This window comes from Rhodococcus globerulus NBRC 14531 (assembly GCF_001894805.1).
Lineage (GTDB): Bacteria > Actinomycetota > Actinomycetes > Mycobacteriales > Mycobacteriaceae > Rhodococcus_F > Rhodococcus_F globerula.
Map to the genome: position 1 here is coordinate 262,036 of NZ_BCWX01000004.1, position 20,906 is coordinate 282,941.

General features: G+C 61.5%; 16 protein-coding genes and 2 pseudogenes. 12 read left to right on the top strand and 6 right to left on the bottom strand.

What is annotated here, in order from left to right; all coding sequences use genetic code 11:
- Window positions 1–8 precede the first annotated feature (8 nt).
- Both RG2_RS21845 and RG2_RS21850 read right to left on the bottom strand, forming a co-directional pair.
- On the bottom strand, window positions 9–281 hold the full coding sequence (locus RG2_RS21845) for an Ada metal-binding domain-containing protein (RefSeq protein ID WP_033233853.1): 273 nt from the start codon (window positions 279–281) through the stop codon (window positions 9–11).
- A pseudogene (locus RG2_RS21850) lies at window positions 271–990 on the bottom strand (2OG-Fe(II) oxygenase). Before RG2_RS21850 ends, RG2_RS21845 begins: the two are co-directional and overlap by 11 nt.
- Window positions 991–1,195: 205 nt before the next feature.
- Here RG2_RS21850 and RG2_RS21855 point away from each other — a divergent pair.
- The 3 genes from RG2_RS21855 (at window position 1,196) to RG2_RS21865 (ending at window position 5,546) form a co-directional block, all read left to right on the top strand.
- Window positions 1,196–2,533 (top strand): ABC1 kinase family protein, encoded by a 1,338-nt coding sequence (locus RG2_RS21855; protein ID WP_371851335.1) that lies wholly within the window; start codon window positions 1,196–1,198, stop codon window positions 2,531–2,533.
- Between the two features lie 77 nt (window positions 2,534–2,610).
- Window positions 2,611–4,326, top strand: coding sequence for a PucR family transcriptional regulator (locus RG2_RS21860; protein ID WP_230590089.1), 1,716 nt, complete (start codon window positions 2,611–2,613; stop codon window positions 4,324–4,326).
- A 104-nt stretch (window positions 4,327–4,430) separates the two neighbouring features.
- Window positions 4,431–5,546 carry an NDMA-dependent alcohol dehydrogenase gene (locus RG2_RS21865; protein WP_033233577.1) on the top strand — a complete coding sequence of 372 codons (1,116 nt, stop codon included), beginning with the start codon at window positions 4,431–4,433 and terminating at the stop codon, window positions 5,544–5,546.
- Between the two features lie 59 nt (window positions 5,547–5,605).
- Here RG2_RS21865 and catC read toward each other — a convergent pair whose 3' ends face one another.
- The 3 genes from catC to catA are packed head-to-tail and all read right to left on the bottom strand — an operon-like array spanning window position 5,606 to window position 7,892.
- Window positions 5,606–5,887, bottom strand: coding sequence for a muconolactone Delta-isomerase (catC, locus tag RG2_RS21870; protein WP_033233578.1), 282 nt, complete (start codon window positions 5,885–5,887; stop codon window positions 5,606–5,608).
- 14 nt (window positions 5,888–5,901) lie between these two features.
- On the bottom strand, window positions 5,902–7,023 hold the full coding sequence (locus RG2_RS21875) for a muconate/chloromuconate family cycloisomerase (RefSeq protein WP_033233579.1): 1,122 nt from the start codon (window positions 7,021–7,023) through the stop codon (window positions 5,902–5,904).
- 29 nt (window positions 7,024–7,052) lie between these two features.
- Window positions 7,053–7,892 (bottom strand): catechol 1,2-dioxygenase, encoded by an 840-nt coding sequence (gene catA / locus RG2_RS21880; protein WP_033233580.1) that lies wholly within the window; start codon window positions 7,890–7,892, stop codon window positions 7,053–7,055.
- Between the two features lie 199 nt (window positions 7,893–8,091).
- On the opposite strand from catA, the gene RG2_RS21885 reads away from it, so the two are divergent.
- Entirely contained in the window at window positions 8,092–8,862 is a 771-nt protein-coding gene (locus RG2_RS21885) for an IclR family transcriptional regulator (RefSeq protein WP_033233581.1), read from the top strand.
- Here the strand turns inward: RG2_RS21885 and RG2_RS21890 are convergent.
- Entirely contained in the window at window positions 8,859–9,797 is a 939-nt protein-coding gene (locus tag RG2_RS21890; protein WP_033233582.1) for an AraC family transcriptional regulator, read from the bottom strand. The genes RG2_RS21885 and RG2_RS21890 overlap by 4 nt on opposite strands.
- Window positions 9,798–10,069: 272 nt before the next feature.
- On the opposite strand from RG2_RS21890, the gene RG2_RS21895 reads away from it, so the two are divergent.
- The 8 genes and pseudogenes from RG2_RS21895 to RG2_RS21930 all read left to right on the top strand — a co-directional run bounded on the left by RG2_RS21895 (window position 10,070) and on the right by RG2_RS21930 (window position 20,904).
- The gene (locus RG2_RS21895; RefSeq protein ID WP_033233583.1) at window positions 10,070–10,639 is read left to right on the top strand and encodes a flavin reductase family protein; all 570 of its coding nucleotides are present in this window, start codon (window positions 10,070–10,072) and stop codon (window positions 10,637–10,639) included.
- 11 nt (window positions 10,640–10,650) lie between these two features.
- Entirely contained in the window at window positions 10,651–12,279 is a 1,629-nt protein-coding gene (locus RG2_RS21900) for a 4-hydroxyphenylacetate 3-hydroxylase family protein (protein ID WP_033233584.1), read from the top strand.
- Between the two features lie 234 nt (window positions 12,280–12,513).
- A pseudogene (gene benA, locus RG2_RS21905) lies at window positions 12,514–13,910 on the top strand (benzoate 1,2-dioxygenase large subunit).
- Window positions 13,911–13,924: 14 nt separating this feature from the next.
- On the top strand, window positions 13,925–14,434 hold the full coding sequence (gene benB / locus RG2_RS21910) for a benzoate 1,2-dioxygenase small subunit (protein WP_033233585.1): 510 nt from the start codon (window positions 13,925–13,927) through the stop codon (window positions 14,432–14,434).
- A gap of 28 nt (window positions 14,435–14,462) precedes the next feature.
- Entirely contained in the window at window positions 14,463–15,998 is a 1,536-nt protein-coding gene (gene benC / locus RG2_RS21915; protein WP_033233586.1) for a benzoate 1,2-dioxygenase electron transfer component BenC, read from the top strand.
- Window positions 15,995–16,777 (top strand): 1,6-dihydroxycyclohexa-2,4-diene-1-carboxylate dehydrogenase, encoded by a 783-nt coding sequence (locus RG2_RS21920; RefSeq protein ID WP_033233587.1) that lies wholly within the window; start codon window positions 15,995–15,997, stop codon window positions 16,775–16,777. The genes benC and RG2_RS21920 overlap by 4 nt, the downstream gene beginning before the upstream one ends.
- 42 nt (window positions 16,778–16,819) lie before the next feature.
- A complete protein-coding gene (locus RG2_RS21925) occupies window positions 16,820–18,205 on the top strand; it encodes an MFS transporter (RefSeq protein WP_033233588.1) in 1,386 nt (461 codons plus the stop codon).
- Window positions 18,202–20,904 carry a LuxR C-terminal-related transcriptional regulator gene (locus RG2_RS21930; RefSeq protein ID WP_033233589.1) on the top strand — a complete coding sequence of 901 codons (2,703 nt, stop codon included), beginning with the start codon at window positions 18,202–18,204 and terminating at the stop codon, window positions 20,902–20,904. The genes RG2_RS21925 and RG2_RS21930 overlap by 4 nt, the downstream gene beginning before the upstream one ends.
- Window positions 20,905–20,906: the final 2 nt, after the last annotated feature.

Consider the following 20,906-nt stretch of genomic DNA (forward strand, 5'->3'; position numbering starts at 1 on the left):
CGGCCGCTTCAACGCTGCCGCTTGGAGTCAGCCTTCCACACTGCGTAGTCCGCGGGCATGCAGACAGCGCAGGGTCGATAGCCGGCCGCAATCGCGGTCGGCTCGTCGGCGAAGAACACCCGACTGGCGACATACCCACCGCGCGCGATCGCCCGCGCAGCCCCTCTGCAGTCGAGTCGACCGTAGATCTTCGTTTTCCGGTGTCCACCAAGCACTCCGGGTGCCTGACTCTCGTACGGCTTGTTGTCGGCACCACGGAGGATGTACGTCCTATTCGGCATCATGAAGCACCAATCCCAAGGTTCGACGCGCCCCTGACTTCACGACGCTGACACCATGACGCACAGGCGCTCTGGACCAACCGCGCGCGCTGGGAACCGGCCTGTCCCTGGTGGTGAATATCAGGGCATGTCCTTGCTCGAGCACTACGACGGTTCCCTTGGACTGGGCGCGCGGCCGCTGCTCCACGATCATGAATTCACCGCCCGTGTAATCGATGTGCGGCTTGTCCAGCCCGATCACCACTTGCATCGGAAATACCAACTCGCCGTACAGGTCCCGGTGCAGCGCATTCCAGTCACCGAGGCCGTAGGACAGCAGAATCGGCGTCGGACGCTGTTGGCCGCCGTCATGGCACAACTCGATCCATTCGTCGAAGGTATCCGGCTAGGGCGCGTGATCCCCCACGTTGAAAGCCCACTCACGCGCAACAGGCAGAAGCTGCCGGTAGAAGGCGGCTCGCATGGCCGTGATCGGGTCCGGTACCGGATCACGAAAGTATCGGTACTCCCCTTGCCCGAATCGGTACCGCGCCATGTCGATCGTGCTCCGAAATCGGCCCACCTCCGCGTACCAGGACGCAATTTCCTTGCATTCCGACTCGTCGAGCAACGGTCCCGTCTGCGCACACCCGCTCGTGTTGATTCCCTCGATCAGCGCAGGCCAATCGAGGGAATCAACACGAGCGGGCAAATCGGTGAACTGGTCCATACGAAGTAGACGATGCTGCGCGCAGAAACGTGAGAACGCCCCTGCTGTACGTAGGCTGAGGCATTGCCCGCATTCGACAAGTTAGTGTGACTCGGCATACTGACTAAAGTCGAACGTCGAACAAGGGAGAGCCGTGCCGGACCACACACGACGTCCAGTCGGTCCCTACTCTTCAGGGGTGCCCGTAGGCGCTCTCGACGTACGTATGCCTGACCTGGAACGATTCGGCCTCCCTCAGCTGTGGCGATCGGCAGTCATCGCGGCGGTGTTGTCCACGTCGATCATGCTTGCCCTGATCGTGTGGCCGTTCCGCAGACGCGGACGCACCATCGCGGACGCGGCTTCCGACGGCTTGGTGGACGGCTTCATCACCCTCGGCCCGACGTTCGTGAAGCTCGGACAACTGGTTGCGTCGTCGTCAGGTATTTTCCCGGCACCACTGGCGAATGCGTGCCTTCGGTGCCTTGACGACGTGCCACCTTTCCCAGCGCAGCAGGCTCGCAGCGTCGTGGAAGCCGACCTCGGATACTCGATCTCCGAACTGTTCGCGACGTTCGACGATCATCCGCTGGCGGCTGCATCGGTGGCGCAAGTGCATGCGTGCGTCCTGCACGACGGACGTGAAGCCGTCATCAAGATTCAGCGGCCGGGTATTTACGCCCGCATGCTCATCGATCTCCGGGCCGCATATCGAGGCGCGAGAATTCTGGAGAAGTTCGTCGAATTCCTACGGATAGCCAACGCCACGGCCATTATCCGCGACCTGCACAGTGCCACGATGACGGAACTGAACAGTGCCGTCGAAGCCGATCGGCAAACAACGTTCCGGAACAACATCGGCACCTTCGGCGACAACAAGGGCGTGACGACACCCGAGGTGTACTGGGATTACTGCGGGCCGCGGGTGATATGCATGGAGCGAATGCGCGGTGTTCCTCTCGATCGCTTTGTCGCGAGTCCGGACGGCGTCGACGAAGCCCGCATGCTTATTCGACGCGGCGTGAAAGTATGGCTCGAATCCGTCATTGTTCACGGACCATTCCACGGCGATGTTCACGCCGGAAATCTCTGGGTCCTCGATGACGGTCGAATCGCTATGCTCGATTTCGGAATTGTCGGAATTCTCCCCGAAACGTGGCGAACAATTCTCACCGACATGTTTCGCGCGACATTGATCGACGGAGACTTCGCCCGTGTCGCGCGCGGTATCCGCGCCTTGGGATACGCCACCGACTACGAGGTGGACGACGACCAACTCGGCCTGCAGGTAGCCACGGCATTAGCGCCAATTCTGGGCCGAGACCTGGGAGAACTCAAGTTGAGTGAACTCATCATGGCGCTGATCCAGCTAGGCAGACAGTGGGGTGTGGCCAGCCCCGAGGAATTGGTTCTGTTCGGCAAGCAACTCGGATATTTCGAGCGATATGCCACCGCGCTCGCACCGGGCTGGGTTATCGGTCAGGATCTTTACCTTTTCAAGAATGTCTTTCCCGACGACGTCACGGCCAAGGCGCACAATTTGGGAATCACCCTTCCGGAATAAATCTGCCTAACTTAACTACTACGACAATCCAGGCGCGGGGATTAATCTGAAGCAACCCCCTGCGCTAGGAGCACGCCGTGCAAACAGCACCCGCCATCATTGCCGAGCAGAAGTCCGCAGACAACCGAATCAGCGGAACGACCCCTGCAACCACCATCGGCACGCTGATCACGTCCTTCGACAGTTCCATCATCGAGTTACTCGTCAGCCCAGGTGGGCCCGACGTCGAGATTCGATCAATGACACTCCTCGAAGACTCCGACATCGACGGCACGGAATCCCCGGGCGCACTGTCCGACGTGTATCTGCCGGTCGGAGTTCCGATTGATTCGGTGATCAAGTGGCTGGTCGCGTCGGAGCACAAGCCGAAGCTGATGCTCGTCAAGAATGCCGTCAACGAAAGCGCATTGCGGGCGGCTGCGGAAAAGTCGGGAATCGCGCTCGCGTCCGTTCACCCGCAGGCCAGCTCCGGTCATATCTACTCGCTGATACAGCAGTTGCTCATCAAGAACACCTACCGCCGTCGTGCAACCGCTCCTGGTTCTGGGCTTGACCCCACTGGCGATTCCGACTTGTTCGCGCTCTCCGAGACAGTCGCAGAACTGACCGGCGGTTTGGTCACGATCAACGACAATGCCCAGCACATCCTTGCCCATTCCACCGGACACGAGAATGAGGACGAATTACACCAACGGTCGGTGCTCGGCCGCGAATGGCCGAGTGGCTACAGCGAATGGCTGCAGAAGCGAGGCACATTCGAACATCTACGACGCTCCGACGAGATCATCGACATCCCGGCCGCACCGGAGTTCGGCGCCGCCCACCGGCTGGCCGTCAGCATTCGGCGCCGCGGCACAAGCATCGCTACCTCCGGCGTGCACCAGCAGCATCTCGGAACCATCTGGGTCCAGACTGCGGGAACACCACTTCACGATGGTTCCGACGAGGTGCTTCGCGGCGCAGCAGAAGTGGCCTCACGCATCGTGATCCGGATCCTCGACGCGTCCCGCCGGGAGAGCGCCCAGATCCAGCGACTGTTCGGCGCCCTTGGCGGCGGAGTCGATATCACTTCCTTGGCGGATTCACTCTCACTATCCCTCGACGGACCGGCCGCGGTGGTGGGATTTGCGACCACCGAGCAGACGCCGGCCGAGTTGCGGCGGATGACGAACTCACTGCGCCTGCACGCCAGCGCTTTCCGACGTGACGCCGTCACCACCGCGATAGTCGACCGGATATACGTGCTCTTCCCTCTGGCAGAAGGCGAATCGCTGATCAGCGATTGGGCCTCCGACACAGTTCACTACCTGGAGAGTTCGACGGACATCGTCGCGCGGGCTGCGGTCGCAGTGATGATTCCCCGACTGTCCGGGGTGCCAGAGGCCCGAAGAGAAGTCGACCGGGTGCTCGACGCTCCCGGCGACACGCCCTCCCGCGTCACAACTCTGGCTGCCTCCCGCACCGCAGTGCTACTCGGCGAAATCCTCGACCTGATCGGGGACAACGACCGACTGCGCGATCCCCGGGTGGATCGCTTGTTGTCTTACGACGACAAGAACTCATCGGACATGCAATTCACACTCACGAGCTACCTCGCTGCGTTCGGTGATGTGAAAAAAGCTGCGGCCTTGCTGAAAGTGCACCCCAACACGTTGAGGTACCGCGTCCGTCGCGCTGAGCAGATCATGGGAATCTCGCTCGACGAACCGGACACACGACTACTGACAGAGCTTCAACTAGCACTTGTCAGCCGGGAACCGTCCGAACCCGAACGGCTGACACCCACCCTCTGACGCCCACCGCTCCGTCCGATCAACGAGACACGTCACGTACCGCGCACCACTTGCGCGGTACATAACACTCGTCAATGAATCGAACGTCTAACTCAGGAGCACCCTTGAGAACTCGCGGAGCCGTCATCCGTCAAGCGCCCGGCAAGTACGAGGTCGTCGACCTCGAACTCGATTCACCTCGCACCAATGAACTGACCGTCAAAATGGTTGCCTCCGGCCTGTGCCATTCCGACGACCACATCGCCAGCGGCGATCACGCAGTGGGCCGCTACCCCATCTGCGGTGGCCACGAAGGTGCAGGCGTTGTGGTGGAGGTCGGCCCGAACACCGAGGGATGGACAGAGGGCGACCACGTCATCTTCTCCTTCCTTGCCGCCTGTGGCCGATGCCGTTGGTGTGCAAGCGGAATTCAGAACCTGTGCGACAACGGCGCAGCCATCATGACGGGTGGTCGTCCCGGCGACGCCGAAAGCTACCGCATGTCGTTGGACGGCGAACCGGTTTCACAGACCTGCGGCCTCTCCACCTTCAGCGAATACACCACGGTCAGCACACTCTCCGCAGTCAAGGTGGACAAGCACCTTCCGCTCGAGACGCTGTGCCTGCTGGGCTGCGGCGTCGGCACCGGTTGGGGTGCAGCCGTCAACTCCGCCCAGGTGTACCCGGGCCAGACCGTGATCGTCATGGGCGTCGGCGGCATCGGAATCAATGCAGTTCAAGGCGCCGCGCACGCCGGCGCCGCGCACATCATTGCGGTGGACCCCGTCGAATTCAAGCGCACGAGCTCCCTGAAATTCGGTGCCACACACGCAGTGTCCACGATGGAAGAAGCAACCGATATCGCTCGGTCCTTCACCAACGGCCAGGGCGCCGACTCCGCGATCGTCACGGTCGGCGTGACCACTGGAGACCATGTGGCACAGGCTTTCTCGTCGATTCGCAAGGCCGGTACCTGCGTGGTCACCGGACTGGGCAAGATGACGGACATCGGAATTCCGGTGAGCCTGATGGAACTCACGCTGTACCAGAAGAGAATTCAGGGATCGCTCTTCGGCGCCTCCAACCCGACTGCCGACATCCCGTGGATGATCGATCTCTACACGAGCGGAAAGCTCAACCTCGACGGGTTGATCACCAACCGCTACTCCCTCGATCAGATCAACGACGGCTTTGCCGACATGCATTCCGGCCGGAACCTCCGCGGCGTTATCAACTTCTAGCACACGCTGTCTGGACTCGACCTCACGTCGAGTCCAGACAGAACTCGCAGCATGACCGGCTACTTGATCGAGGATCCGTGTTGCGTCAACGGCATGACTTCGATGCTCATGTACGGGAACAAGGGGAGATTCCAGAGAATCTCGTGCAGTTCGTCAGCCGACTCGACGTCGAAGATACTGATGTTGCTGAACTGACCCACGATTCGCCACAAATGCACCCACTTGCCCTGGCGCTGAAGGTCTTGCGAGTAGGCCTTCTCCGTGGCTACGGTCTCCGCGCGCACCACCGGGTCCAGATCGCGTGGAATGTCGACGTTCATCCGTACGTGAAACAGTGCCATGTTCTTCTTGTCCTCTAGTTCCTGGTCCAGGTTTTGACGGCGTCCATGTTCAGTTCGACTCCCAGGCCAGGCCCGGAGGGAAGGTGCAACTGACCTTCGGAATACTTCAGGGGTTCCTGGAGCAATTCCTCACTGAAGAGCAACGGTCCGAAAAGCTCTGTTCCGAAGTTGATTCCGGGCTCGGCGCAGGCGAAGTGCAACGAAGCCGCTGTACCGATCGGCCCTTCGATGGACGTCGCACCGTGGCACGCGATACCCGCAGCCTTGGCAATCGCGACGACCTCGCGGCTACGCTGCAACCCACCGCACTTGGTGGTCTTGAGCGCGATGACGTCGGCAGCGCTGCGACGTGCGATTTCCAGAGCGTCGTGCGGCGTCTGCACGCTCTCGTCGGCCATGATCGGAATCGGTAACAGCCTACTGAGTTCTGCGAGAACCTCGATTTGGTCTGCCGGAGTGGGCTGTTCGATCAACTCGACGCCGCCCTCGGCGAGTTGCGGCAGGTACCGCAGCGCGGTGAAGCGATCCCACCGCGCGTTGACGTCGACACGGACACCGGCATGACCGTCGAGCGCCTGTGCAATCTCGACGATGCGCGCAACATCGACGGCAGGATCAAGTGCGCCCATCTTGAGTTTGAAGCTGAAATTGAGTCGGGCTTCGAGCTTTTCGTGGGCTTCCTCGATGATCTCTGCCGCCGGCGCCGCACCCAGTGCCCATGTGACGTCGACGCTTTCGCGGAAGGCCCCGCCGAGCAGCGTGTGCACCGGCACACCCAGGCCGCGAGCCCAGGCATCGTGCAACGCCACGTCGACGGCAGCCTTCGCGAATCGCGCATTGGCAACAACCTTCTCGATGTCGGCCATGATCGCAGTGATCTGATCGACGCGCCTGCCGACGACTACGGGCGCGATGTACTTCTCGATGATGACCTGCATCGTCTCCACCGATTCGCCGCCCCACCACGGACCGCCCGGAACGACACCTTCGCCGTAACCGATCACTCCGTCGGAGGTGCGGATCGCGACCAGCAACAACGGCTGCGCCGTCATCGACGTGGTGGCGAACTTGTGGGGGCGAACCAGCGGGACGTCGAGGATGGTCGTCTCGATGGAGACGATCGACAGGTCTGTCATCAAATCACTTTCTTTCGAACAGTTGTGGATCAGGCCGGGTCGAGCACGAAGTCGTATGTGACCCGGTTGATTCCATCGGCACCCGGCTTCGGATCGAGAATCAGTTCCGGCTTCGTGGCCGTTGCGACATCGTTCTCGATCCACTCACCACCGGAGAAGTAGAGCTGAGTGGTGATCGTGCGCTTGCCGGGAGCCTTCACCATGAGGTGCAGGTGCGCCGGACGCCACGGGTGCCAGCCGGCCTTCTCGATGAACCAGCCGGTGGGTCCGTCGGTCGGAATCTGGTACGGCGCAGGCTGAATCGTGGTGATCTCGAACCGTCCCTCTCCGTCGGTCACGATCGTTCCGCGGAGGTTCCCGTCGGGGATGTGCGGCGCGAAATGGGAGTAGTAGCCCTCGTCGTCCGCATGCCACAGCTCGACGGTGGCCCCGTCCAACCCGTTGCCGTCGAGGTCACGGACCTGCCCCTCGAAGACCAGCTTCGATCCAACCTCGTTGTCACGCATGGGAAGTTCGCACTTAGCCGCCAATGTCTTGGCGTCGGCCACGTAGTACGGCCCCTCGATGCTGCCCTTCGTACCGCTCTGGCCGCGGTACGCAACCTCTTCGACGTTGTGCTCGAGGAAGACGTCCAGCCACAGCGGCCATTCACCGAACTGGCCGATGTCGATCAGCCACTGCTTGAGAACCCGATACTCGGGGTAGGTGACACCATGCTTGTCGATGACGCCGGCAAGTGCTTCGAGGACGTCCTTGGCGATGGCCGAGACACGCTCGGGCGGGGTGTCCGCACTGACTCGTTCCTGGAGGAACTTGTCGGTGGCGGCGGTGCCCGAACCTACTGCGGTGGGGCTCTCGGAAGTGGTCATGTGGTCCTCCTCGGGGCCGTGTATGGCTGTTACCGGGTGGGCGCCGTACTGCTGGGCTGAGTCGGCTTCCCAAGTCTGGTTGTACGCTCTGCGTACATCTGTTACGCTGTGCGTACGCTTGTACTGTGCGCCCAATCACAGACCTTTGTCAACCTTCGGGCGTACTACGTCGATATAACCGCAGCTGAAGGGCTATCCCGTGACCGAGAACGATCGCGATTACATCCAGAGCATCGAGCGTGGATTTGCGGTACTGACGGCATTCGACGAGAAGAATCCCAATCCGTCGCTCGCCGATCTTGCCGCTGAAACAGGGCTCTCCCGCCCTGCCGTGCGGCGCATCCTCCTCACCCTTCAAAAGCTCGGGTACGTCACCGGCAACAACAGTCGGTGGTCGCTCACCCCTCGCGTTCTGAGCATCGGGCAGCACTATTCGGCGTCACACGCCCTGACGGAGGCGGCACTCCCCCGCCTGCTGGAGATCGCAGAACAGACTCACGAGTCGGCGTCACTGGGCGTGCTCGACGGCGTCGACGTGGTCTACGCCGCCCGTGTACCCGTCCGCCGGATCATGAGCATCAACGTCAGCGTCGGCACCCGAGTGCCTGCATATGCCACCTCCATGGGCCGCGCCCTGCTCGCGTGGGCGCCAACCGACATCATTGACAACGTCATCGCAAACTCCACGTTCGACGCCCTCACACCCACCACGATCACCGACGAAGGCGCATTCCACACCGCGCTTCGTGTTGTGCGCGAACAGGGCTACGCCCTCACCTCCGAGGAACTCGAAGACGGTTTGATCTCCCTCGCCGCCCCCGTCCGCGATGCCGGCGGAAGCGTCGTCGGCGTGACAGCGTGTTCAACCTCGGCGGGACGAACTACCCCGGAAGCCTTCCGCACCGACGTCGCACCTTTCCTCGTGGAGAAGGCAAATCAACTCAGCGCAGACATGGGATACCGGAGCTAACTTCTCAATACTTCAGAAGGCAACAGACCGTACTTACGCCGGAATGACGACGCAAACCGTCCGGTGTGCGTAAAACCCCATCTCACAGCAACATCGGTGACCGTCGTCGAATCGTCGGCATCGCGCAGATCTGCGTGGACCCGCTCGAGACGGATGTCGAGCAGGCATTCCGACGGGCTCCGGCCCACGTACTGCCGAAATCCTTCCTGCAATCTCCGTACGCTGACGCCCGCCACCTCGGCCATCTCCGCTGCGGTCCACACCCTGGCCGGGTCGTCGTGCATCTCGTCGAGTACGCGCTTGACGATGCGCGGCCTGGCGTGTCGCACCGCATCCTCACTTTCGGGCATCGCGGCAAGGACAAACGCCGAGATCACAGCGCCGGAGAGCTGGCCTGCCACCAGTTCGTTGTGCAGCACTCCAACCGGGCCGAGTATCTGATCCGACAGTGAGCGAACAAATTTCAGCCACCTGGCTCCGTCGTCCCCGCGGAGATCCACTTGATCGGGTAGGCGCATTCCGGGACGGCCGAGTACCTTCTCCATCTCGCGGTCGAGATATTCGCGGTCCATCCGGACTCCGACAATCTCGCAGTCCGCGCTCCACCGCGTGATTCTTGTGGTGATGTCGGGCGGACACACCGTCGCCACACCCTCCGTCGAGAACACGTGCGAGCCCGCGAACACCGACTCGAGCTCGCCCGAGAGCGGGATGTTCACCCCGTAGGCACCGGGATGATCGGATTCGACTGCGACGTCTGCGCCCCATCGAATATGAGCGATCCGCAGCGGACCCAACTCAGCGGTGCACACCCCCACTCCACTGGCCGCGTGCCGTGACAACGGCGTCAGCGTGTGCGGGAAGTAGGCGTCCGACACCGCATGACATGCCTCGTCCCAGTCCCGCGGAGCTGTACCGATCATGGAATCGACCATCGTCCTTCACCTTCCCAACCCGTGACCAGCCACATTGCCGAGCATGGGCGCTGAACATCATTGAACACTGTGTCCCCGGTCACTTCCAAGGAAAAACGGGTACCGGCCGTGATCGGGTGCGCAATCCGGATAGACACCGCGCTGTACGGATCGACCGAAGGCCGCGCTCGCCGTACGTTCGTCTTCACTCCCGGCGCGAGTCGTCTGCCACTTCCGCCTCCCGCACTTCGCGGCACTCTCACTCACCAGCCATCCGACAAGGAGGTCCGGTCATGGAACAAAATCAGCTTCGAGGCATCTTCGGCCAATTCGCCAGCGGCGTCACCGTCATCACCTGCACCAACGCCGACGGTCAGCCACACGGGGCCACGGTCACCGCATTCACGGCAATCTCCCTGGAACCACGCCTGTGCCAGATAACGATGACGCGAAAGTCCAAGGCGTGCGGCTACCTCGGCAACGCGCCGTTTGCCGTGAACATCCTTGCCTCCGACCAAGTAGACACGGCCATGCATTTTGCGGGCCGGCCACAGCGCACCGAGCCGCGATGGATCGACGGACCGACCGCTCCCCTGCTCGACGGCGCCGCAGCAACCATCTCGTGCATCCCGTGGAAGGAGTACGACGGCGGTGATCACATCATCTTCATCGGCGAGATCGTGGACGCACAGTCCAGCGGCAAGGATCCACTCCTCTTCTACCGAAGCACTTTTCACGATCTAGGCGCTACCTCGTCGACCACCGTCTGGAACGGCAGTCAGGACGACCCGCACAGCGGGTGGTTCGACGCCACCACTTCCTTCACTCCAATTCATCTTCAGCCCGCACCTCAAACGATCTGAAAGGCTTTGCCATGACGACCACCGAAATTCCTCCCACCGGCGTCGACCCCGCAGATTCCGGAGCGCCACAGGCCAATCCGGCCGCCGATTGCGAAGCCAACCGCACGAAGAACTTCGCCACCCGGCCGATGACCGGCGACGAGTACATCTCGAGCCTGCAGGACGGTCGCGAGATCTGGCTCCACGGAGATCGTGTCAAGGACGTCACGACGCATCCCGCTTTCCGGAATCCGATCCGTATGACCGCAAGGCTGTACGACGCTCTGCACACCGGCGAGCACGTGGACGCCCTGACTGTTCCGACCGACACGGGCAACGGCGGTGTCACCATGCCGTTCTTCCGCACCCCGACGTCGTCGGCTGATCTGCTCAAAGAGCGCGACGCCATCGCGACGTGGGCTCGTATGACCTACGGCTGGATGGGCCGCTCCCCCGACTACAAGGCAAGTTTCCTGGGAACCCTCCACGCCAACAAGGAGTTGTACGCACCGTTCCAGGACAACGCCGAGCGCTGGTACCGCGAATCGCAGGAGAAGGTTCTGTACTGGAACCACGCGATCATCAATCCCCCTGTGGATCGCCAACTTCCACCGGACGAGGTCGGCGACGTCTTCATGAAGGTGGAGAAGGAAACCGACGCCGGTTTGATCGTCAGCGGCGCCAAGGTTGTTGCCACCGGGTCGGCGATCACCAACTACAACTTCATTGCTCACTACGGTCTGCCGATCAAGAAGAAGCAGTTCGCCCTGATCTGCACGGTACCGATGGACGCGCCGGGCGTGAAACTGATCTGCCGCACCTCGTACACCGAACATGCCGCGGTGATGGGCAGTCCGTTCGACTACCCGCTGTCGAGCCGCATGGATGAGAACGACACCATCTTCGTCTTCGACAAGGTGCTGGTGCCGTGGGAGAACGTCTTCATGTACGGCGACGTCGACCGGATCAACGCATTCTTCCCTCAGTCGGGGTTCCTGCCGCGCTTCACCTTTCAGGGCTGTACACGCCTGGCTGTCAAGCTCGACTTCATCGCCGGCCTGTTGATGAAGGCGCTCGAAGCCACCGGCGCCGGCGGCTTCCGCGGAGTCCAAACCCGTGTCGGTGAAGTGATCGGGTGGCGAAACCTCTTCTGGTCGTTGACCGAATCGATGGCACGCGATCCCGAACAGTGGGTCGGGGATTCGGTGATACCGAAGCTCGAGTACGGCCTCACCTATCGGATGTTCATGATCCAGGGATACCCCCGGATCAAGGAGATCATCGAACAGGACGTCGCGTCGGGCCTGATCTACCTGCCGTCGAGTTCACTCGATTTCAAGAGCCCGGACGTGCGCCCCTACCTCGACAAGTACGTTCGCGGTTCCGACGGGATCACCGCCGTCGACCGCGTCAAAGTCATGAAGGCTCTGTGGGATTCGATCGGTACCGAGTTCGGCGGCCGGCACGAGCTGTACGAGCGGAATTACTCGGGTAACCACGAGAACGTCAAGGCGGAACTCCTCTTCGCCGCGCAGAATCGTGGGCACGCCAGTTCCATGAAAGGCCTGGCGGAACAGTGCCTGAGTGAATACGACCTCGACGGCTGGACGGTTCCGGACCTTATCGGCAACGACGACGTCTCGTTCTTCAAGAACCGGTAACTCCCGCCACCGTCAGGGCGGACTCGCGGTGCCGAGTCCGCCCTGACGGCAGGACCACGTTCACGAACACCATGCCCTGGGTCAGGACTAGGCATATGCCTAGTGTGACCTGCAACACAGAATGTCAAGGTGAATCCAGTACCGGACGCAGCCCCGTCCGGAAAGCAGGCCCCAAGCAGATACCGACAGCCCTCGGTAATCGCAGCTGGTCGCCTAGTCGAGCTGGAGGACCCCATGACAGATATGTTGGACGCTGCTCAGAGCACGGACAAATACGCGAAAATGCGCGCTGCCCTCGACGACGCTCTCGTCGAGGACCCGGAGACCGGCCGCTACCAGGTACGGCGCAGCGTCTTCACGGACGAGCAGCTGTTCGACCTCGAGATGACCCACATTTTCGAGGGCAATTGGATCTACCTCGCGCACGAGAGTCAGATCCCCAAGTTGGCGACTACTTCACCACCTACATGGGCCGTCAGCCCATCGTCATCACCCGAAACAAGGATGGCGAACTCGGCGCACTGATCAATGCCTGCAGCCACCGCGGTGCGATGCTCTGCCGCCGCAAGACAGATAACCGAACCACCTTCACCTGCCCGTTCCACGGATGGACGTTCAACAACAGTGGAAAGCTCCTCAAGGCCAAGGATGCTCGGACCGGCGGCTACCCGGAACAGTTCAACAAGGACGGCTCACACGACCTGACCAAGGTCGCACGATTCGAAAATTATCGAGGGTTCCTCTTCGGCAGCCTCAATCCGGACGTCCTGCCCCTCGAAGAACATCTCGGTGACACCACGAAGGTGATCGACATGATCGTCGACCAGTCACCCGACGGACTCGAAGTGCTGCGCGGCGCCTCCACCTACACGTACGACGGCAACTGGAAGTTGCAGACCGAGAACGGCGCTGACGGCTACCACGTGTCCTCGACGCACTGGAACTACGCCGCCACCACAGCCCGCCGCACCGCCGGAGAATCGGCCAACGAAACCAAGGCGATGGACGCCGGTACCTGGGGTAAGCAGGGCGGCGGATACTTCTCCTACGACTACGGACACCTCCTTCTGTGGATGTGGTGGGGCAATCCCGAAGACCGCCCACTGTTCGAGCGTAAAGCGGAGCTGGAGGCTCAGTTCGGTTCCAAGAAGGCCGAATTCATGGTCGGTGCGTCAAGGAACCTCTGCCTCTATCCGAACGTCTACCTCATGGATCAGTTCAGCAGTCAGATCCGGCACTTCCGCCCGATCTCTGTTGACCAGACCGAAGTCACGATCTACTGCATCGCGCCCAAGGGCGAAAGTGCCGCAGCCCGAAGCAACCGCATCCGTCAGTACGAGGACTTCTTCAATGCAAGCGGCATGGCCACCCCGGACGACCTCGAAGAGTTCCGGTCTTGCCAGAAGACCTATCAGGCCGCCGGTGCGCCGTGGAATGATCTGAGCCGTGGTGTGACACACCAAATTTCCGGACCCAATGACGTTGCCAAGGATCTAGGCATGGACCGCGTTCTCTCCAGCGGATCCAAGACCGAGGACGAAGGCCTGTACCCGATTCAGCACGGCTACTGGCGCGACGCCATGATCGCCGCGGTCGATGCCGAACAAGCCGCTTCTGCCCGGACCAACTGAGGATCTCGATCACCATGACACTAGCAACCGCCAATGCCGTCACACTCGAATCCGTGCGGCAGTTCCTCTACCGCGAAGCCCGCTATCTCGACGATCGTGAATTCGAGAAGTGGATCGAGTGCTACCACCCCGATTCCGAGTACTGGATGCCCGCCTGGGCCGACGACGGTGAACTGACTACCGATCCGCAGGCGGAAATCTCATTGATCTACTACCCCAACCGGGGCGGCATCGAAGATCGCGTATTTCGCATCCGCACCGATCGTTCCAGCGCGACAAGCCTTCCCGAACCGCGCACCGGCCACAACATCACCAACGTCGAAATCCTCGAGGCACGCGATTCGGTAGTAGACGTGCGCTTCAACTGGTTCACGCTGTACTTCCGCTACAACACCGTCGACACCTACTTCGGCACCTCGCACTACACAATCGATTTCGCGGGCGAGCAGCCGTTGATCCTGAAGAAGAAGGTAGTCCTCAAGAACGACTACATCCATCATGTTGTCGACATCTATCACTTCTGACGTTTACGATCGAATCGAGCTGTTCCCCATGACCTTTCAAATAGCACTGAGTTTCGAGGATGGCATCACCCGCTTCGTCGAATGCAACACCGACGAAACCGTCGCCGACGCCTCCTACCGCGCCCGGATCAACATCCCCCTCGACTGCCGCGACGGAGCCTGCGGCACGTGCAAGTCGCTGTGCGAGTCAGGCACTTTCGACGCCGGCGACTACATCGAGGAGGCACTCACGGACGACGAGGCCGAGCAGGGATACTGCCTGCCGTGCCAGATGGTGCCGGAATCCGACCTCGTACTGCAGATCCCCACCACCTCCGCCGTGGCCAAGACTGCTGCCGGTTCGTACACGTCCACCATCACCGAGATCGTTCGCCACTCGGATTCGACTGTCGGCTTCACCGTCGCGGTCGACAATCGCGCAGAACTGGTCTTCCTTCCCGGTCAGTACGTGAACATCCTCGTTCCGGGAACCGAAGCAACACGCTCGTACTCGTTCAGCACCGGCCCCGACGTCGAGTCGGCGTCGTTTCTGGTCAAGATCACGCCGGGAGGGCTGATGTCCGACTATCTCAGTCTGCAAGCGCAGGTCGGTGACACACTGGAATTGACCGGCCCGATGGGCAGTTTCTTCCTGCGTAGCGGGCAGCGACGCGCACTCCTGCTCGCCGGGGGAACCGGTTTGGCGCCACTGCTCTCGATCCTGGAGAAAATGCAGACCGACGGTGTGACTCGACCCGTTCACTTGATTTACGGTGTGAACTCAGACCTCGATCTGGTCGAACTGGAGAAGCTGAGTGCGTACGCAGCATCGTTGCCGCAGTTCACCTTCGACTACTGCGTATCCGATCCCGGCAGCGCAGCGCCGAACAAGGGGTACGTCACGAGCTTGATCGAACCGGGTCATCTCGACGGCGGAGACGTCGACGTCTACCTGTGCGGCCCGCCGCCGATGGTCGAAGCCGTTCGCCAGCACTTCAAGAACGTGTCGATCACACCCACGAACTTCTACTTCGAGAAGTTCAACAGTGCGGCGACCCCGGCTGATTCACCGGCAAGCTCGATCGAAGAAACGGCAGCCGACACGTACGAGATCGGTGAAGAACACCTGCCTGTCGCGGAATCGGACGCACAGTTCGACGCCCGGATGGCGCTCGAACTCGGCGCATTGGAACTCACGATCGGGCGCCTTACTCCGGCACAGTTGACGGAGTACCGCATTCTGGCGGAGAACTCGGCAACCTCCATCGACCGCGACCACTTCACGGACGCAGCGGCATTCACCGAAACCAACGCCCTCTTCCACGACTTCCTCTTCCGCTGCACCGGCAACGACATACTGCTGCAGGCCTACCAACGTCTCGAGGTCACGCAGCTGATGAACCGAGTACTCCGGACCGCGGACTGGGTGGACGAACATGTCGCAGAGGATCACTCACGCATTGTGCGCGCATTCGAGCAGAATGATCGCGCCGCGGCCCGTGAGCTGATCGTTCAGCACAGCAAACACGCGAAGTCGACGATGCGACGTGCCATCACCGACGCTCGGGTCAGTGTGGCGTCGTGAACGCACGTTACTTCTCCGGCCGGTTCGACGATCGGGTCGTTGTCGTCACCGGAGCGGCCCAGGGGATCGGGCGCAGCGTAGCCGAAAGAATCTCCGCCGAAGGCGGTTCCGTTGTTCTCGTGGACCGAGCAGAGCTGGTCCACGAGATTGCGGCACCGTTGGATCGTTCCCATTCGGTGACCGCAGATCTCGAGACCTTCGAAGGTGCCCAGCACGCAATAGATTCCGCGCTGAGACACTTCGGACACGTCGACGTACTGGTCAACAATGTCGGCGGCACAATCTGGGCAAAACCATACGAGCATTACACCCCGGAGCAGATCCATGCCGAAGTCACGCGTTCGTTGTTCCCCACCCTGTGGACGTGCCGGGCATTGCTACCCCACTTGATCGAACGGGCGAGCGGAACCATCGTCAACGTCTCCTCAGTCGCTACCCGGGGCGTCAACCGTGTTCCATACGCTGCGGCCAAGGGCGGAGTCAGCGCCATCACCGCGGCACTGGCGATGGAAGTCGCGCAGTACGGAATACGAGTCGTGGCAACAGCTCCCGGTGGAACGGAAGCGCCACCTCGCGTCGTGGCCCGCGGCCCCGGTGCACAGACCGACGAAGAGAAACTCTGGTACCAACAGATCGTCGACCAGACCGTCGACTCGTCACTACTCAAGCGTTACGGCACCCTCGACGAACAAACTGCCGCCATAACCTTCCTTGCCTCCGATGAGGCGTCGTACGTCACCGGAACGGTCCTTCCCGTTGCCGGCGGCGACCTCGGCTGAGCGAGTCACCCCAATTCCTGATCTCTCGAACGGAGATTTGTCATGTCCTCGATCGAACGCGGTTCCTGGGCCAGCGCCCGCCATCGCTCTTCAGTGCTGTGGGTAGTCACCATCGCAGCCATCGCCATCTTGTTCGACGGATACGACCTCGTCGTATACGGCACGATTCTGCCCGTCCTGATGGACGATCCCGGCCACATCGGAGTGCTTTCTGCCTCTCAAGCTGGAGCATTGGGCTCGTACGCCCTTGTCGGAGTCATGGTGGGTGCGTTGACGTGCGGCGCAATCGGTGACTACTTCGGACGCCGAAAGATGATGCTGATCAACATCGTCTGGTTCTCGGTCGGCATGGCGCTGGCGGCGTTTGCGACCAGCATCACCACCTTCGGGCTCCTGCGATTCTTCACCGGCATCGGCGTCGGCGGACTGGTTGCCACTGCCGGAGCAATGATCGCCGAGTTCGCCCCGCCAGGGCGTCGAAATCTGTTCAACGCCATCGTGTACAGCGGCGTCCCGGCCGGCGGCGTCATGGCGTCGATCCTGGCAATCATTCTTCGTGATTCCATTGGATGGCGGGGACTCTTTCTCATCGGCGCACTTCCGTTGATCATTCTGTTTCCGCTTGCGTGGTTCAAACTTCCCGAATCTCCCGCGTGGCTCGTCGCCCGCGGTCGGAGTGACGAAGCTCGGGCAATTTCCTCGAAAACCGGAATTCCCCTGCCCGTTATCGCCACTAGCCCCGCCGATTCGCCCGCAGAGCGAGTCGGCTTCCGAGCCTTGGCCAGCAAGCAATATGTTTGGGGCACAGCACTACTGGGCCTCATGAGTTTTGCCGGTCTTCTTCTGACCTACGGACTGAACACCTGGCTGCCCAAAATCATGGAGAACGCCGGATACAACGCCAAGGGTTCACTCTCGTTCCTGCTGGTCCTCAACGGCGGCGCGATCATCGGCGGACTACTGGCGTCGCGGATCGCCGACATCACCGGGCCCCAGCGGGTTGTCGCAACCACTTTCGGTTTGGCCGCATTAGCACTCCTGCTGTTCACGTTCGGCTTCCCGCTACCCGTCCTTCTCGCATCTGTTGCGATCGCCGGGGTCGGCACAATCGGAACTCAGGTGCTCATCTACGGATTTGTCTCCAACTACTATTCGACGGCGGCCCGAGCGGCCGGCGTCGCGTGGTGCGCAGGCTTCGGCCGTCTCGGCGGCATCTTCGGCCCGCTGATCGGTGGAAGCTTGATCAGTGCCGGTATCAGTTCCGAGTCCGCGTTCTACGTGTTTGCCGGTATCGCCGTGCTTGGCTCCATCGTGACCTTCTTCGTACCTAAGCAGGCCCCAGATCTCGATACTGCCGCAACTCCTGCCGCAGAGGTCCGATCGGAAAACGAATCTCGCGGTGAGCCCGGCGTTACGGTAGTCAGGTGACACTTCGGGACGTGCTGGTGGGCCGAGAACGCGAACTGAGCGTTCTCGGCCAGGCATTGGCTGCGGCGAAGGCAGGCACTCCGTCCCTCGTTCTCGTAGAGGGCGATGCGGGCAGTGGCAAGTCCACTCTGGTCAGCCGGTTCTCCGAAATATCGGCGCAGCACACTCTTCGATCCGCTCGCGGATTGGAGTGGGAGTCTCAGACGCCGTTCGGGGTCGTCACACAACTACTCGACCATCCGGTGTCGGTCCACGATCCCGTCGTCATTGCCCAAGAGATTCTCGACAGCACTGACCAGTTGACCATGGTTGTCGTCGACGACGCCCACCACAGCGATGTCGGCTCACTTCAGGCGATTACTTCAGCGCTCCATCGAGGTCGGGGCGCGCAACTCTTGGTTGTGCTCGTCGTCGAGGATTCACCGCACATCAACGCCGAGGTCCGGCGCATTCTCGAACTTCACTGGTCGCAGCGACTGCACATCAGCGCCCTCGACGCCGCTGCAGTCATCGACATCGCCCGGGTTCGCAACGGAATTGATCTCAGTTCCGGCGTCGCGCTCCAACTTCAGGAGTTCACAGCGGGCAACACACTCGACGTCGTCTCGCTACTCGACGAATTGCCGCCGACGTATTGGACTCAGTGGCACCGCACCTTGCCTGTTCCCCGCTATCGCGCAGCGTCGATCGCAGGCACACTTGCGCTGTGCTCCGAGGGTGCACGCACTTTGGTCGAAGCCGCCGCGATCCTCGGGCGCAGCACGACGTTGTCGCACCTCGCTCAACTAGCCGAAGTCGACGACATCGTCAGCGCGCTGGACAACGCCTTTGGCTGCGGTCTTCTCACCGTGCACGAGCAGCGCGGCAGCACCGAAGTATCCGTTCGAGGAAAGATGGTTGCGGCTGCCGTGAGCGCCACCTTAGGACCTACCCGACTGCACCAACTGCATTGTCGCGCAGCCGAGATCGCCTGGGGAGACGGCGAGCGGTTGTTCCATCTGGCTGCCGCCGCTACGACGCACGACGAAGCACTGGCCTCAGAACTGGTGACCTACGCTGAACTCCGGGCAGCCGACGGCGCGTGGTCCGAGGTGGCCGACGCAATGGTCACCGCCAGCCGTCTCACCACCAGCAGAAGCGACCACGAAACTCGACTACTGAGGGGAATTGACGCGCTGACCGGTGCTGGCGACATTCCACACGCCATGGACTTCGTTCCCGAAATCGAGAGTATTACGCGCGGACCGCTGCGCGACGCCGTCCTCGGATACCTCGCGATTCACCGGGGACGCCCAACCGAAGCTGCTGACCTACTGACTCGCGCTTGGAGCAGTTGCCCTGCGGATCTCGATCCCGCAGTCGCGGCAATGATCGCCCAGCGAATGGTCCTGCATTCTCTGGCCAGACTCGACGGCGCCGCTTTGGTCCAGTGGGTCGACCGCGCAGTCGAATTGGTCGGTCCGTCAGATCCTGCCGCAGTGGAGTCCGAAGCGATAAAGGGCCTCGGACTGGGTGCCACCGGACACACCGAACAGGCGCTCGCGGCCTACGAAGAACTGTCGGACCGCATCCGGCCCGGCGCTCAAGCTCAGCGATTCCAGATGGGCCGCGGTTGGCTCGAGCTGGCAGTGGATCATCCCGAGGCGGCCCGTCGCGATCTCGAAAGCGCAGTGTCCACTAAATTTTCCAGCGGCTCGGCGCGTATCTCGCTGTGGGCGCAGGCCTGGCTTGCCCGCACACAGTTCGCCTTGGGGGCGTGGGACGACGCATTGTCGACGATCGACAGTGCCGCCGCGCAAGTCGATCGTTTCGAAATCGACATCGTCCGACCGTTGGTGCATTGGTCCGGGGCACAAATTCACGCGCTTCGCGGAAACTGGGACCTGGCCCGCAATCACGTGCGCCGCGCGCATGTTGGTGCACATTCCTACGAAATCATGTACGTGCCTTCGCTTCTCGCCCGGGCACAATTCTCCGAAGCTGCGGCCGACTACGCCGATGTACTGGCAGCGCTGACGCCCCTGACCTCGAGCACGTCACAACAGTGGCTCGACGAACCCGGGTTCTGGCCGTGGGTCGATCTCTATGCGAATGCTCTCGTGATGGTCGGTCGGGTCGACGACGCCGATACCTTCCTCCAACCACACGAGAAGACCGCACGCATTCGCGGGCACCGTTCTGCCACAGCACGTCTTGGATATGTTCGTGGCAGAATCCATGGAGCCCGAAGCGAACTCGGCGCCGCCAGAAACTGTTTCGACGACGCGCTTCTCAGCCTCGAGGACCTGCCACTCCCCTACGACCGTGCCCGAATCAATTTTGCCTACGGCCAAACTCTCCGGAGAGCCGGCAAACGCGCAGAGGCAGACGTCGTACTGAGGGACGCACGCGAGCTCTACTACGCGCTGGGCGCAGCGACATACGTCGAGCGTTGTGAGCGTGAGCTGCGCGCCGGCGGGTTGAACCTTTCACGTATGGACAAGGGAATCACCGATCTGACCCCACAAGAGCGAGCCGTTGCGGATCTTGTCGCTGCCGGCAAGTCCAACAAGGAAGCTGCGGGCGAATTGTTTCTCTCTGTCAAGACAATCCAGTATCACCTCACTCGTGCGTACGCAAAGCTCGGACTGCGCTCTCGTAGCGAACTTGCGGCGCTCTTTCGTGAACGCGAACTTGGCGATCCACACCAGGAGACCTGAAA